We start from the raw sequence: 14,611 nt of genomic DNA on the forward strand, positions 1-14,611 counted from the left end.
GCTGGATTTTTTGTGCCTGCTATATTTTTAGTCTATACGTCTACTGTGTTTTCATCCGTACGAATGCTTTTAGCGACTTTACCGACGCTTAGACCTTGTACCAAGATAGAAAAGATCACGACCGCATAAGTGAGTGCCAATAAAATCTCTCGCTCAGCCCCAATTGGTAGCTGCAATACTAGCGCGACTGAGATACCACCGCGTAAGCCGCCCCACGTCAGAACTTTCCACGCGCCCGTAGGCAAATCAAGCTGACGATGAAAGGTTTTTGTCGTCATACCTACCACGATAAATCGAGCAATCAGCGCAATCAAAATCGTCAAACCGCTCGCGATAAATAAATTGCCTGAATAAGCAATCATCACCACTTCTAGACCGATGAGTACAAACAAAATGGCGTTTAAAATCTCATCAATCAATTCCCAGAACAAATCAATATAGTGCCGTGTCTTATCACTCATGGCTAGCTCGCGACCACGATTACCGACCATCAGACCCATCATCACCATGGCGAGTGGCCCTGATAAATGCCAATGACTGGCCAGCGCATAGCCACCGATGACGCCTGCTAATGTTAATAGCACTTCTTCTTGATAGCTATCAATGCTTTTGAGTAAGTAATACAAAATCGCACCAAGTACCAGTCCGAATACAACGCCGCCACCAGCTTCAACCGCCAATGTATGAGCGACGTAGTTGGCAGTAGGGATATCACCGCTAGATAAAATCCCTAGCAGTAAGACAAAAATAACCACGCCGATACCATCATTGAACAATGACTCGCCAGCGATGACAGTCTCGATGCTCTTTGGAGCACCTGCTGACGACAGGATACCCATGACAGCAATAGGATCGGTAGGGGAAATAAGCGCCCCAAATAACAGACACCAGAGAAACGGCAAGCCGAAACCGAAGAGCGGCAACATAAAATAAATCGCAGTCGCAATGAGCATCGCCGATATGATCGTACCAAGTCCAGCAAGGATGCCGATAGGTAGCTTGTAGCGTCTTAAATCACCAATATTGACGTGTAATGCGCCTGCGAATAGCAACATTGATAGCATACCGTCTAAGAGCACTTCGGTAAAATCAAGTTGCTCCAATAAACTGACTTCGTAATCAATCAGCTGATCAAACCCTAAGAAGCCCAAAAATATCGCACCGATTGACAGTAAGATAGAGATGACCATGACACCGATAGTGGTCGGCAAACCAATAAAACGGTGATTAATATAAGTTAACGAAGCAGTAATCGACAAAAATATGGCGCTGATTTCTAGGATGGTAAGACTGGTTGCAGATGCCATAAAAAGTAGGTCTCATATGAATATAAAAAGTATCTAAAGCGCAGGGCTTATAGGGATGTTATAAGTGTTGTTAGCTCTAGGGGTTGTGATTATAAGTAATGTGTTTATAAAGGCTGATATTGCCATCTATTTAAACAGTTAATTGGTCATATCATTAACTAGACTGTGTCTGTAACGCTTGACGAATATCCGCTTCAAAATCACTCACGTAATTAAAATGCTTGTGTTGCGCATCGTTATCAAGGATAAATTGCTTGGCTTGTTCGCACATAGCGACCAAGTCATCGACCAATTCTTGATAATTTAAATTCTCTTCACCAGCGCGCTGAATCAGATGCAATTCATGTAATAGCGTTTGCTGCTGTGCGCTGTTTACCCGTGCATAGTTCAGATTGACCATTGCCTGACATAATGCTTTTAAGACCATTAGGTCAGCAGCTGCATAACGACGTATCTCACCGAGTGATACATTGATAAAGTCGGAAATTTTGGGGGTATGAGTGACTAGTGCCAATATGGCAAGTCGCTTCTGTTTGATAGTAGTTTCAGAGCTATTGTCAGTATCTGACTGCGGTATGTGAAAATGATAAGGGCTCGGTGGCTGACGACGCATCATGATACTCAGGCAGCTGGTTAGAGACTGAACGCAATTGACCGCAGTCTTTGGATCATTGATACCAGGGGATAAGGCGCGTACAGCAATCTCCGTCATCTGACCTAAGCTATAGGCAATGTCGTTGGAGTGCGCTAATCGTTGCTCAAGTCGTAGGCAACCTGCCAGACGTTGCCAAAACAGCCCATCAGGCGCTCGCGGTATTACTGCCAAATGCGGGGTTGCTGTTTTCTGCTGGTTATTTGGATGAGATGCAGGCCGCTGATAAAAGTACCCAATGACGTTTTTATCAGTGACGTAATTACCGAGGTTGACATGCATTTGTACCACGCCACCATAATCCTGTGACAGCGCAATCAATGACTCAAGATAAATCTGCTGTAGATAACCTGAGTTTGGTGAATAAATAGGCATAGCAGGCCAGTTTTGGAACTGCTCGATATCATGGTGCTCAGCATCGCGTTGATGTTGAATATCACATCGATCATTATACCAGTAGTAAATGTTTGCGATTGCATCGTTGCTAGCATTTTGAATGACGTGTGACGCTTGAATAGCATGTACCATATGCTGCACGAAATAAACTAAAAGCAGCGCACAGATAATCGCCATGATAATAGCAAAGGTCACTGCCAATTGCGGCACACCAAAAGCTACGTCAGACTTATGGATAGACTTTAGTACCAGTAAGCTATAGCTAAATGTACCGATAAAAGCGCCAAGGACAAACTGATTTGGAGTGTCGGTCAAAAAGTTACGTAGTAGTCTTGGACCAAATTGTGAAGAGGCCATCGACAGGACGGCGATTGTAATCGAAAACGTCGTACCGGCTACGCCCAATACCGCACCAGCGATGGCGGTCATAATCGCGCGCGCCGCCTCGTCATCACCAGTAAAAGCAAAGGAGATCTCTTTTACGGTTTCACGATCAAAGTTTTGGTCAATCGCGACTAGTAAAGGAGCAAGCAAAATACCGACGATGACACAAGCGGTTGGAATAAACCAATAAGAGCCAATCAGCCATTGCCACAAGTTATTTAAGCGATCAGGCAAGTCGGTCAGCGTTTGTATTGACCACAACTTAGTGAACTGCTTAAGCCTGTTTTGACCTGCATTGATCGTACGTGTCCAGATGCTGTCTCCATCATTTTTATTCACTGTGATGAGCCTTAGGGTTATCTGCTTCTGTAATAATAGCGTTTTTATGCGTACGTCTGGTCATATTCGTCTCAGCATGACTCTCACTAGTCCCTAGAGGTATGATGGCTTCATTGTCGTGATCGTCATACTCAATATCACTGTCTTTATCATAAGCCATAGGCTCTAGATGCGGTGAGGCTTCGAGATTTGAATTATTACCGTTGTAAGCACTCTCACCATGTCTATCTAGATTATCATGTCGTTGTACGTTTTCAGTGGCGGCAGAGGTTTTTCTAAATAGTTTACGGTTATCGCTATGCTTGCTAGTAGACTGTTTACGCGGTTCGCTATTGGCAAAGATAGCATTTAGCGGCAGATGCAGTTGCTGTTTGGCGTACGCTTCAGTATTCTCAAAGCGTTTTACCAATAAACTCAGCCAAGGCTTTTGACCTTCCAATTTCATCTCATCCAACTCGTCCTTGATAGGAAGTGGGTAGGGCAAGGTACGATAAAAGTCCCATAACGTCATCCTACTCAAGTCTCTTTTGAGCACGTAGTCATCATCATCTGTCATGGTAATCAGATTGCTGTCTTGTAGGTAGTTGATATAGGTATACCATTTTGGCAGCTCTTTGCGACCTAAGACATTACGCAGTGCTTGTTCGCTAACGGCTTCACCTTTTAAGTGGTGGGTATAGACCAAATTCAACATGTCTAACAAGCTGAGTAACGGGTGACGAGGGTAGACTTCTTCTGTCTCAAAAATCGTCAAGGTATAACTGATCTCAACGCCTAATAAAATCAAATTCCACGACAGATAAATCCATAATAGAAAGATAGGTAGTGCGGCAAAAGCGCCGTAAATTGCTTCATAGCTGGTAAAGTTAGCCATTACTGTACCAAACAGATGCTTCATTAATTCAAAGACAATAGCCACAAACACGCCAGCGATGGCTGCATTTTTTGCTGGTACGCGCGCCTTTGGAATAAACCAGTACATACCGATAAAGCCCGCCATCGTAATACCAATCGATGCCATTTGCACCCAAAAGCTCCAGTCGATACCGTAGCCAGCAATTTGACGATTAAGAAAACTCAGACTCTGTACGGTACTTGAAGCGATAAAAGCGGTGCCCAATACCAATGGTCCCAAAGTAACGATAGTCCAATAACGCAGCATGCTTTTGATGCCACCAGAGCGATCTTCTACTCGCCAGATTTGATTAAAGGCACGCTCAATGGTGGTCAAGGTCATGATGGTGGTAAAAAATAGCACCATGGCGCCGATGATGGTTAGATTGGAGGATTTTTCGGCGAAGTCATTGATATACTCACTGACTTGCATGCTCGATTGCGGCAATAAGTTGCTATAAATGACCTCGTATATCTGCGCTCTGACGGATGCCAGTGCCGGTACAGAGGACAATATCATGAGCAAAACGGTTAATACAGGCACGATCGACAGCATAGTCGTGTAGGTTAGCGATGCTGCTTTTTGCTGACAGTTGTCTTCAAAAAAATGTCGAACCAAAAATCGCAAGAATTGAAACCAGCGTTGTTGTAGAAATGGCAGTTTTTGTGAGAATTTTTCCATGTCGACCAGTTAGCAAAAGTAAGAGTGACAATAGTGTAACAAAGATGAACGGTTATCATCTGCGGTTTAATTGTGTCAAAATGCACCGCGTAGCGCATCAGATACAATATAAGTCAGGTTATCAATCATGGTTATTTGCATGACAGTGAATGACTCGGGCATAATGTGCACATATTCTACAATGCCAGTTAGTCGTATATTTCGCCGCATTTTTGGTGGCTAGTATGCCTAACGATTTTATAAGGAAGCTTTGCTAATGAGTCAGACCGACCCTTATGTTTTGGTGCTTTATTATTCTAATTACGGTACGACTAAGACATTAGCATATGCTATCGCTCAAGGTATTGAAGATGCTGGCATGACCGCGCGTATCCGTACGGTACCGACAGTGGCACCTGAAACCACCTCGAGTAAGCCTGCGATACCTGATGAGGGTGACTTGTACTGTACGATGGATGATCTCAAGGACTGTAGCGGTCTAGCGCTTGGTAGCCCAACGCACTTTGGTAATATGGCCGCACCTATGAAGTATTTTTGGGATAATACCGTGACCTTATGGCTGGCAGGGAACCTACAAAACAAACCAGCCTCAGTATTTACGGCGACAGGTTCCATGCATGGTGGCCAAGAAACGACACTGTTGACGATGATGTTGCCGCTGATGCATCACGGTATGGTCATCGTAGGTGTGCCCTATGCAGAGCCAGCGTTGAACCGTACTCATCGCGGCGGTACGCCTTATGGTGCCAGCCATGTCAGCGGTGCATCGCATGATCAGCCAATATCTGCTGACGAGCGAGATTTGGGTATTGCGCAGGGTCGCCGTTTAGCGATTACTGCGGCTGCATTAGCACAGGCTAATTGGAACCGATAAGCAACTTTTATAAACCTGCTGTCTAGAATCGTCTAAGTCTCAAAATCTATGATTGAATGTCTATAATCACTTGATTACAAGCAAGTGGTTATAATCAAGCTCTACTTATTCACATTCAGCAGTATATTATTCATTTAGGAAATCAAAATATCTAATGGCCACAACCCGCTCTAATACAAAGCCTCTTAAAACGGTTAAGCCTATCGCACCTATTGCACAGCGCTTGAAGGTTACGTGGTTAATTTGGCTCGTTTATAGACTGCTCGGATTGCCTATCTTTATTAGTATCTTTAATCCTAGTAGCCCTGATATCGTTGGCGGTATTGCTTGGCAGGCATTATGGCTAGTGCCCGCGTTGATTCTGACGCCATGGATATTGCGCGGTCGTTCACCTTATGCGTTGTTGATAAGCAGTATGTTTACCCTAGTATATTTGGGCGCGAGTGGCGTGGTGCTGTTTACTCGTATATATGGCAGTAGTTGGGCAGAAATCGCCGTATACTTAACGGACTTCTTACTATTGCTTGCTATCAATGTTTGGCTATTTATTCTGCTTAAACGCCTGCCTTCGATGAACAACGTTGTGAAGAAACCTCGTCAATAATTGAACTTACCTGAAGCCTAATAAGTTATGTCTATCAATCTAAAACCATAAAAAAGCGGCGCCCCATCTAGAGCGCCGCTTTTTTGTTTATAACTTTAAAAATAAGTAGATTAGTTAATCTTAGTCAATTCTAAATCCATTTTCTTACCATCGTTAATTTGGCTAACTTTAACTGGCATATAGTCCAAGCTTGGGGCTAACCAAAAGCTGGTAGAACGGCTATCGTCATCGTGGACACGGTCAACACGTACCGTATCAAAGGTACCTGCTGGTACGGTAATTTTAGTGCTGCCTGATTTTTTAAATGGCGTCTTCTCGATTTTGTCTTTTTTTGCCATGTAGTAATTACCAGAGAATTTACCGTTCAATAAATCTTGACGAATCTGTACCTCAAGGCTCAAATCATCAAAGGCTTGTTGCGACATATTCATAGTCGTCGACTTGCCTTTATAGTTACTCGTGACTTTTTTGCTGCTTGGGTTAAAGTCTAGTTTATGCGTGCGACCCATGCCAAGTAGTTTGTACGTAGTGCTTGCCTGCGTGGGACTGACATTGTTGCCATTAATCGTAAAAGTACTGTTTTGCGAAGCACTCGCCACACCAGCGACGCGAGCCTTAACGTTATATTTCCACGTATTACCAGATTTGCTTAGCGTACGAGTTGCTGTGCCTTTGTATTTGTCCTCAACAGTAAAACTATAATCGGCAGTTGATGGTTGGACGGTTTTTGCGCTGGCAAGGGTAGGTGCGGTCATACTCAAAGCTCCAACGGTAGAGATACTGATGCCTGTTACCAAGGCAGATAAAAATTTAGATGGACTGCGTTTTGCGTTATTAGCATTATCAACATTGTCGCTTGATGACTTTTTGTGCATTGATGAAAAACTCATAGATACCCCTTCAGTAATTTATTGCCGATATAGCAATTATTTTTCGTTCGTTCTTATTATGTTTACCAGACCTATAATGGTCATACGCTGTTACATTTTCAAGCGTGGTGTCATACCGCTTCGTGTAGAGCTTGTAGCAAATGTTTCTATAGTTCATTTGGCATTGGTCAAAATATAAATTCAGCTCGCTAATATTTCTAAATATTCCTACTTCTTGTTCCTTATTTGAATAGCATATCGGCTTTACTAAACCTCATTCATTTATATGAAACGTTGATTGATAAGTTTTTGCAAAATAATCTTGTAAATTTTTGGGCTTTACACTTGAACCGAACTCACCTTGCCCCCACTTTTTGTTACAAGCTCAAGGCTTATCTATAAAGCATTGTTTTTGGCAGTGTTCCCTATAGATACTGGTATTGAGACCATTAATTCAAATAAACCCTTAATTTTATTAACCAACTTTTGGAGTCATATCGATGAACATTCGTCCTTTACATGACCGTATTGTCGTCCGCCGTATAGAAGAAGAAACAAAGACTGCTGGTGGTATCTTGCTTCCTGGTTCAGCACAAGAGAAACCTTCACAAGGTGAAGTGCTTGCAGTTGGTAATGGTCAAGTTCGTGATAACGGTGAAACTCGTGCGTTAGATGTAAAAGCTGGCGACAAAGTTTTGTTCGGTCAATATGCCGGTCAAACCGTAAAGGTTGACGGTGAAGAACTATTGATTATGAAAGAGTCTGATGTATTGGGTGTGCTAGAAGGCTAGTCCTTTTGAGTATTATTTTATACTCAGCACATTTTGATAGCAGTTTCTGATAATCGCTTTTGATAAGCAACTATCAAATCAATCAATTGTATTCTCATACTTATAATAGTGGAGTAATTTAACATGGCAAAAGACGTAAAATTCGGCATTGATGCCCGTAAACAAATGATGGACGGCGTAAACGTTTTAGCAAACGCAGTACGTGTAACACTAGGCCCTAAAGGTCGCAACGTTGTTATCGACAAATCATTTGGCGCACCTACCATCACTAAAGATGGTGTATCGGTTGCCAAAGAAATCGAGCTAGAAAACAAATTTGAAAACATGGGTGCACAGCTGGTACGTGAAGTGGCTAGTCGCACTAACGATGTCGCTGGTGATGGTACAACCACTGCGACTGTATTGGCTCAGTCAATCCTACAAGAAGGCATGAAGTCAGTTGCTGCTGGCATGAACCCAATGGATCTTAAGCGCGGTATCGACAAAGCGGTACGTGAAGCAGTTAAAGAAATCCATAAACTATCAACGCCAGCTGACGATCACAAAGCAATCGCTCAAGTTGGTTCTATCTCTGCAAACTCAGATACCAAAATCGGTGAGCTGATCTCGCAAGCGATGGAAAAAGTTGGTAAGCAAGGCGTTATTACGGTTGAAGAAGGTTCAAGCTTCGAAGATACCCTAGAAGTTGTAGAAGGTATGCAGTTTGACCGTGGTTATATCAGCCCATACTTTGCCAATAAGCAAGACAGCTTAACCGCTGAGTTTGAAAACCCATATATCCTATTGGTTGACAAAAAAATCAGCAACATTCGTGAAATTGTGCCACTACTTGAGCAAGTGATGCAGCAGAGCAAACCATTGCTAATCATCGCTGAAGACGTAGAGAACGAAGCATTAGCTACGCTAGTTGTCAACAACATGCGTGGCGGCCTAAAAACTTGTGCGGTTAAAGCACCAGGTTTCGGCGATCGTCGTAAAGCAATGTTAGAAGACATCGCAACGCTAACTGGCGGTACTGTAATCTCTGAAGAGATTGGCCTAAGCCTAGAGACTGCTACTCTAGAGCAACTTGGTACTGCTAAGAAAGTGACTGTCGGTAAAGAAAACACCGTTATCGTTGATGGCGCTGGCAACAAAGCTGACATCGAAGCGCGCGTTGAGTCTATCAACCGTCAAATCGAAGAGTCTACTTCTGACTATGACAAAGAAAAGCTACAAGAGCGTGTTGCTAAACTAGCAGGCGGCGTAGCAGTGATCAAAGTCGGCGCAGCAACTGAAACTGAAATGAAAGAGAAGAAAGACCGTGTTGACGATGCGCTACATGCAACTCGTGCAGCGGTTGAAGAAGGCGTTGTACCTGGCGGCGGTGTTGCCTTGGTTCGTGCGATGAATGCATTGTCTGAACTACGCGGTGATAATGACGACCAGAACGCTGGTATGAACATCCTACGTCGTGCGATGGAAGCACCACTACGTCAAATCGTAACCAACGCTGGCGAAGAAGCTTCAGTTGTGGTTAACGAAGTGAAGAGTGGTAGTGGTAACTACGGTTACAACGCAGCGACTGGCGAATATGGTGATATGCTAGAGATGGGTATCCTTGATCCAGCTAAAGTTGCTCGTTCAGCATTAGAAAACGCTGCATCTGTTGCAGGCTTAATGCTAACGACTGAAGTTATGATCACTGACTTACCGCAAGGTGATGACGGTATGGCTGCTATGGGCGGCGGTGCTGGAATGGGCGGTATGGGTGGAATGGGCGGCATGATGTAATTTTACTTCTGCTGCAAAGCGATTTATCTTTGTCAGATATGCTCAATGTACAACAAGTACTATTTTCGCTTATCTTCCTCGGTAAATCGTTTTTCGCTAAAAGTATGATTTTGTCATAAAGTCTATTTGACTATTAAAAGCTCTGTTATCGAAAGATAGCAGGGCTTTTTTGTGTTTGTTTTAAAGTAGTAATTGGCCTTATGTATAAAAGCCAAAATAAGAATAACTAACTAAAATTATCCAATACTTAATAATATTAGTATTACTAATATTAATTTAAATTTTCAATTAATAATTTATTAGGATATAGTTGATATAGCGAATATATTCGCTAATAGTATTTTAACTTAGAAGGAATAAATTAACTCAAAAGGAATTCAAAATGAAGATTTTATCGATTGCAATGGTAGCATCAGCCCTAGTGCTAGCTTCTGCTAGTAGTTCAGCTGATCCTAGTTTAGATAGGTTTAAAATGCAAAAGCCGATGGAGATGTCTAGCGTTGCTCATTCTAAAGTTATGCAGTTATCATTTAACAATAAAGAGCGCTACACAAGCGAAAAAGAAATTTATGAAAAAGTGATGAGAGGTGCCAAAGCAAACGGCTTTGAGCTTAAAGAAGTAGAAGCAATGAAAATAGCACATATCGTTGACGGCGCTTTGGACAATGAGCCACCAGAAGCAGCTTCTATTAATATAAAAGTCACTATCCATTTAAAACGACCAATCAAAATAGAGGTTGAGATTTCCCTATAATACGGTGAATACAAATCTATTGTTAATAAGCTACTTACTATGAATGACTTACTTATCCCTCTAAAATAAAGCCCTAGTAATATCTCCTATATTAGGGCGTTATAGTTAAAGCTCATCAAATACTCTATTAATCCGCTGTATCTCGTCTAAACGTCCACGTCGTACTATCAAGACTTTTTATCATAGCAATATTCTGTCAAATCCAAATGAACTTATTATGGGTCTTGCTACTCACGAGTGATCGAGCGAGATATTGTGCTCCTAGTCAGTATGAAAGAATCTCACACAAAAATAGGTAAAGTCGTCTTATTGATGACCTTTCTTACCGATAAATGAGTGTGTATGTCTTTTACGCTAGCAAGCTTGTGTAGCTTACGTGTGAAGCGCTCATAACCATCGAGATTGGGGCTTACCACTTCTAATAAATAATCATAAGAACCTGACACCACATGTCCATTGATGACCTCGTTCATATTGGATAGGGCATTCTCAAAGGTTGCAATAGATTCTTCTTGGTGGCTGTTGAGACTCACCTCCACAAAAAAACTCATCGCAATACCTGCTTTGGCTTTGTTTACGTTCGCTTGATAGTTCTCTATATAACCTTCGTCCTCTAGACGTTTTAGGCGCCGCGCACAAGGAGACGGCGATAGGCCTATGCGTTCGGCCAGTTCAGCCGTAGATAAGCGCGCTTCTTTTTGGAGCACTTCCAAGATATGGCGATCGATTTTGTCCATAATTTACCTTTTGGCTTTTTAAGCCAATAATTTTTATTTAATTAGTATTATCCACCAAATATTTGCAAAATTGCAATGAATAAATAGAGATAAAAGCGCGTATTTTAATCGATAATTGGTCTTTGTATAGCAGCATAAGACACGACTATGAATACGATATTCCATCCCTCATCGCGCAAAAATCCTTTGTTTATAATGTCGCCACTAACCAAAGGCTATGTGGCGATGAGCGTCGTATTGTTGATTTGGTCAGGATTTGCGTTGACTGTGCGAGCGGTTAGTGCCTCGTCGCTAAGTATTGCGGATGTTATGCTTATTCGCTTTAGTGTACCGCTGGTCTTGTTGACTCCTTGGGTACTCTCTAGTTGGCATGAAGTCAAAAACATAAGACTGCCAGATATCATGTTTATTTTATGTGGTGGCGTGCCTTTTCTTTTATTAGCTGCTTTTGGTGCAAGTACGGTACCAGCAGCTTACGTTGGTACTATTTTGACAGGTACGCCAGTTTTCTTTGCCGCAATATTGTCTTTTATTTTTTATCGCCAACGAATATCATTAAGAAAATTTGCCGCATTGATCCTTATTCTCTTTGGTATCGCGACTATGATTGGCGGGCGTGCACAGTCAATACCTAATAGTCTTCTGTATGGCGTGGGGTTACTGTTGATGGCAAGCCTGATTTGGGCGGGTTATACCTTAGGGTTAAAAAGCACCAAGTTAAGTCCAATAGCTATCGCTATCGTGCTCTCTTATACCTCGTTTTTTCTGACATTGATGATGGTTCTGTCTGGTATTGTGGAAACGAATATAGGTTCTGTGTCTTTTGATGAAGCGCTTCCGTTTATCCTAGTACAAGGACTTGGTGTAGGGGTGGTATCAACCATTGCGTTTTCTTATGCAGTCAAAAAGCTGGGCTCCATTCGTACCTTATTACTTGGCTCTTTGTCCCCAGGATTAACCGCTATACTGGCTACGCTGATACTTAATGAGTCTCTATCAGTCATTATGATATGCGGCATCGTACTCAGTACCATTGGCGTCATCTTGTCCAATCGAGCGCAATAAATTAATTAAGGAAATATCATGATGTTAGATAATATGCCTGTTATCAACGGTGATCCATTGTGGGCATTGTTAGGTAGGTTTCGTACTGACCAGCGCAAACATAAAATAGATCTATTGGTTGGTGTCTATCGGGATGAGTATGGCAATACGCCTGTGATGAAAACCGTGCAAGACGCAGAGATACATCTTGCTCATGAAGCTCATTCAAAAGCTTATGGCATGCTATCGGGTAACGCTAATTTTAACCAGCAAATGGCAAAATTTGTACTGGGTGACAGTCCAAGTCTAAAAGACCAGTGCACGATTCAGACGGTTGGGGCATCAGGTGCATTACGACTCATTGCTGATTTGATCGCCACGCTCTCTCCAGATTCAACCGTTTGGATCAGCGACCCTGGCTATATCAATCATCGTCCGCTGATGGAAGGTGCTGGGTTAACGGTTAATACATATCCATGGCAAAATAAAAATGGACAGTTAGATATTGATGCGTGTTTTGCTGCGTTAGAAAAAGCAAAAGAAGGAGACGTGCTGTTATTACATGCGTGCTGCCACAATCCTACCGGTATAGATCCTTCTTTAGAGCAGTGGCAAATTTTTTCTGATAAATGTAAACAGAAAAATATTGTCCCGTTTATTGATATGGCGTATCAAGGTTTTGGAGATGATCCTGATGCCGATGCTGCAGGACTTCGTTTAATGATTGAAGACGCTGACTTTGCATTTATCGCCGCCAGCTGTTCAAAGAACATGGGGCTATACAATGAGCGTACTGGTATTGCCACGGTGATGACGACGAACCATGAGCGTCACGCAGATATACAGACACTCTTAGAAACCATCACACGTGCCAACTACTCCATGCCGCCCAATCACGGTGCCGCAGTGGCTTCTTATTTGCTAGACAGCCCAGACGCTTGGTTAGTCGAGCTGGCAAGCTACCGTGATAGGGTAGATACTATTCGCCAAGCATTAGGCGCAGCATTAAAAGATAGGGGTGTACCTGTAGAGTTTTTGGACATTTCGCACCAAAAAGGCATGTTTTCTCTATTACCGCTAACCAAAAATCAAATGCTGATATTGCAAGATGAGTTCGCTATCTACGGCATGCCAAATGGTAGAATTAATATTGCCGGTTTGAAGATGACGGAAATCCCTCAACTGGCTGACGCTATCATATCGATTGTTTCACGTTAGAGAATAATTCTTATCGCTCAGTGCAATGGTTTTATCCATTAATCGCCACAGCAAGAAGGACACGACTATTTATACTTTATATTGGGATAAGGGTGGTGCCAATATGGCCACCCATGCTGTCTTTGAGGAGCTAGGCGCGCCTTATGAAATGATAGAAATAGACCTGTCTAAGAACATGCAAAAATCAGCTGAATATCTTGCCATCAATCCAAATGGCAAGGTACCTACGTTGGTGCATCAGGGGCAGGTCATTTATGAGTCTGCTGCAATTTTAATGTATGTGTTAGATCAGCACCCAGATTCTGGGCTAGCACCTGACACAGGATGTCCTAGGCGCGGTGTCTATTACCAGTATTTATTTTGGATGTCTTCTACACTGCAAGAAGCTGCTAATCGCTGGGCACATCCCGAGCAGTACATCAATGGCGAGCACAATTTGCAACAAATGAAAGATAAAGCGAATGATGTACTAACCCACTGCTGGGATATTATTGAAAAGGGATTGGCGAGTAATGGTCCATGGTTGTTGGGCGATAAATTAAGTGGGGCTGATTTTCATTTATTTATGATTGCTCATTGGAGTCAGCGATATGCGAGTCGAGCACAGGATTGGACACATTTAAACACACATTATCAAGCTATGCTAAACCGTGCCTCGGTACAAGAAATGATGGCACAAGAAGGGTTGTTATAATTCGTTCAATCAAAAGATATTTGATGACTGGACTAGAAGCACTGAATGCAATGCTTCTAGCGATTGTAGTAAATATAGTTTTTATATCAAGCTACTGATCCGCCGCATCTCGTCTAAACGTCCATGTCTTATTATCGGACGCCTCGATGCAGTAATAATATCCTGCCAAATCAAACTGCTTTAGCTGTTCAGCCTTTCACTTTATAGTGACCATTTTCTCACCTTTCTCGATGAATCGCGTTTCGCTAAAAGCATGATTTTGTCATAAAGTCTATTTGGCTATTAAAAGCTCTGTTATCGAAAGATAGCGGGGCTTTTTTGTGTTTAATTTTAACGCTGCACTTTGTTTAACGTTTGTTAATATATATGCTATTATATGAATATATAATAGAATGACACTTTACTTAAAAGGAGTTTGGACACGTGTTGCGGGTCAGAATGCGCAAATTATCGTGTGCCATCTAATGTGATCACGATGAAAAAAATTAGGCTTGGAATATTTGTAGAAGATGAAACATTAGCATAGCACAAATTTATGCCATTAAAGTCTCTAGTAGATGAAGGTATAGTTGAGGTTTGTATTGCCATCCAACGAAGTG

At 42.3% G+C, this 14,611-nt stretch carries 13 protein-coding genes and 1 pseudogene; 8 read left to right on the forward strand and 6 right to left on the reverse strand.

The window, feature by feature from the left end; genetic code table 11:
• Positions 1-32 precede the first annotated feature (32 nt).
• The 3 genes from ACS8FA_RS18300 to ACS8FA_RS18310 form a co-directional block, all read right to left on the reverse strand.
• On the reverse strand, positions 33-1,307 hold the full coding sequence (locus ACS8FA_RS18300) for a cation:proton antiporter (RefSeq protein WP_238068997.1): 1,275 nt from the start codon (positions 1,305-1,307) through the stop codon (positions 33-35).
• Between the two features lie 154 nt (positions 1,308-1,461).
• The gene (locus tag ACS8FA_RS18305; RefSeq protein WP_439266407.1) at positions 1,462-3,078 is read right to left on the reverse strand and encodes a DUF2254 domain-containing protein; all 1,617 of its coding nucleotides are present in this window, start codon (positions 3,076-3,078) and stop codon (positions 1,462-1,464) included.
• A complete protein-coding gene (locus tag ACS8FA_RS18310; protein WP_439266409.1) occupies positions 3,071-4,654 on the reverse strand; it encodes a YihY/virulence factor BrkB family protein in 1,584 nt (527 codons plus the stop codon). Before ACS8FA_RS18310 ends, ACS8FA_RS18305 begins: the two co-directional genes overlap by 8 nt.
• Positions 4,655-4,910: 256 nt before the next feature.
• On the opposite strand from ACS8FA_RS18310, the gene wrbA reads away from it, so the two are divergent.
• The gene (wrbA, locus tag ACS8FA_RS18315) at positions 4,911-5,528 is read left to right on the forward strand and encodes an NAD(P)H:quinone oxidoreductase (protein WP_101204845.1); all 618 of its coding nucleotides are present in this window, start codon (positions 4,911-4,913) and stop codon (positions 5,526-5,528) included.
• A 154-nt stretch (positions 5,529-5,682) separates the two neighbouring features.
• Positions 5,683-6,132, forward strand: a complete 450-nt coding sequence (locus ACS8FA_RS18320; RefSeq protein WP_102093271.1) for a hypothetical protein — start codon at positions 5,683-5,685, stop codon at positions 6,130-6,132.
• 110 nt (positions 6,133-6,242) lie between these two features.
• On the opposite strand, the gene ACS8FA_RS18325 is transcribed toward ACS8FA_RS18320, so the two are convergent.
• A complete protein-coding gene (locus tag ACS8FA_RS18325; protein WP_439266412.1) occupies positions 6,243-7,022 on the reverse strand; it encodes a DUF3108 domain-containing protein in 780 nt (259 codons plus the stop codon).
• A gap of 479 nt (positions 7,023-7,501) precedes the next feature.
• On the opposite strand from ACS8FA_RS18325, the gene groES reads away from it, so the two are divergent.
• The 3 genes from groES to ACS8FA_RS18340 all read left to right on the forward strand — a co-directional run bounded on the left by groES (position 7,502) and on the right by ACS8FA_RS18340 (position 10,319).
• Positions 7,502-7,792: a co-chaperone GroES gene (gene groES, locus ACS8FA_RS18330; RefSeq protein WP_057758860.1), complete on the forward strand. Its 291-nt coding sequence runs from the start codon at positions 7,502-7,504 to the stop codon at positions 7,790-7,792.
• Between the two features lie 123 nt (positions 7,793-7,915).
• Complete coding sequence (gene groL / locus ACS8FA_RS18335; RefSeq protein ID WP_439266414.1) at positions 7,916-9,565, forward strand: chaperonin GroEL; 1,650 nt, start codon at positions 7,916-7,918, stop codon at positions 9,563-9,565.
• 382 nt (positions 9,566-9,947) lie between these two features.
• Positions 9,948-10,319 (forward strand): hypothetical protein, encoded by a 372-nt coding sequence (locus ACS8FA_RS18340; RefSeq protein WP_165598235.1) that lies wholly within the window; start codon positions 9,948-9,950, stop codon positions 10,317-10,319.
• 281 nt (positions 10,320-10,600) lie between these two features.
• On the opposite strand, the gene ACS8FA_RS18345 is transcribed toward ACS8FA_RS18340, so the two are convergent.
• A complete protein-coding gene (locus ACS8FA_RS18345) occupies positions 10,601-11,056 on the reverse strand; it encodes an Lrp/AsnC family transcriptional regulator (protein WP_439266416.1) in 456 nt (151 codons plus the stop codon).
• Positions 11,057-11,203: 147 nt separating this feature from the next.
• On the opposite strand from ACS8FA_RS18345, the gene ACS8FA_RS18350 reads away from it, so the two are divergent.
• The 3 genes from ACS8FA_RS18350 to ACS8FA_RS18360 are packed head-to-tail and all read left to right on the forward strand — an operon-like array spanning position 11,204 to position 14,012.
• Complete coding sequence (locus ACS8FA_RS18350; RefSeq protein ID WP_439266418.1) at positions 11,204-12,121, forward strand: DMT family transporter; 918 nt, start codon at positions 11,204-11,206, stop codon at positions 12,119-12,121.
• An 18-nt stretch (positions 12,122-12,139) separates the two neighbouring features.
• Positions 12,140-13,318 carry an amino acid aminotransferase gene (locus ACS8FA_RS18355; RefSeq protein WP_439266420.1) on the forward strand — a complete coding sequence of 393 codons (1,179 nt, stop codon included), beginning with the start codon at positions 12,140-12,142 and terminating at the stop codon, positions 13,316-13,318.
• 25 nt (positions 13,319-13,343) lie between these two features.
• Positions 13,344-14,012 carry a glutathione S-transferase family protein gene (locus ACS8FA_RS18360; RefSeq protein ID WP_439266422.1) on the forward strand — a complete coding sequence of 223 codons (669 nt, stop codon included), beginning with the start codon at positions 13,344-13,346 and terminating at the stop codon, positions 14,010-14,012.
• A 91-nt stretch (positions 14,013-14,103) separates the two neighbouring features.
• Here ACS8FA_RS18360 and ACS8FA_RS18365 read toward each other — a convergent pair.
• Positions 14,104-14,205, reverse strand: a pseudogene (locus ACS8FA_RS18365) (peroxide stress protein YaaA); the annotation flags it as partial.
• Positions 14,206-14,611: the final 406 nt, after the last annotated feature.

Source organism: Psychrobacter sp. 1Y1 (genome assembly GCF_051847395.2).
In the GTDB taxonomy this organism is placed as follows: domain Bacteria; phylum Pseudomonadota; class Gammaproteobacteria; order Pseudomonadales; family Moraxellaceae; genus Psychrobacter.

Bases quoted from the DNA above. Each gene is read 5' to 3' on its own strand.
- ACS8FA_RS18355 (WP_439266420.1), top strand. From the start codon at position 12,140: ATGATGTTAGATAATATGCCTGTTATCAACGGTGATCCATTGTGGGCA.
- ACS8FA_RS18320 (WP_102093271.1), top strand. From the start codon at position 5,683: ATGGCCACAACCCGCTCTAATACAAAGCCTCTTAAAACGGTTAAGCCT.
- ACS8FA_RS18345 (WP_439266416.1), bottom strand. From the start codon at position 11,056: ATGGACAAAATCGATCGCCATATCTTGGAAGTGCTCCAAAAAGAAGCG.
- ACS8FA_RS18300 (WP_238068997.1), bottom strand. From the start codon at position 1,307: ATGGCATCTGCAACCAGTCTTACCATCCTAGAAATCAGCGCCATATTT.
- ACS8FA_RS18350 (WP_439266418.1), top strand. From the start codon at position 11,204: ATGAATACGATATTCCATCCCTCATCGCGCAAAAATCCTTTGTTTATA.
- ACS8FA_RS18360 (WP_439266422.1), top strand. From the start codon at position 13,344: ATGGTTTTATCCATTAATCGCCACAGCAAGAAGGACACGACTATTTAT.
- groES (WP_057758860.1), top strand. From the start codon at position 7,502: ATGAACATTCGTCCTTTACATGACCGTATTGTCGTCCGCCGTATAGAA.
- wrbA (WP_101204845.1), top strand. From the start codon at position 4,911: ATGAGTCAGACCGACCCTTATGTTTTGGTGCTTTATTATTCTAATTAC.
- ACS8FA_RS18310 (WP_439266409.1), bottom strand. From the start codon at position 4,654: ATGGAAAAATTCTCACAAAAACTGCCATTTCTACAACAACGCTGGTTT.
- ACS8FA_RS18325 (WP_439266412.1), bottom strand. From the start codon at position 7,022: ATGAGTTTTTCATCAATGCACAAAAAGTCATCAAGCGACAATGTTGAT.
- ACS8FA_RS18340 (WP_165598235.1), top strand. From the start codon at position 9,948: ATGAAGATTTTATCGATTGCAATGGTAGCATCAGCCCTAGTGCTAGCT.
- groL (WP_439266414.1), top strand. From the start codon at position 7,916: ATGGCAAAAGACGTAAAATTCGGCATTGATGCCCGTAAACAAATGATG.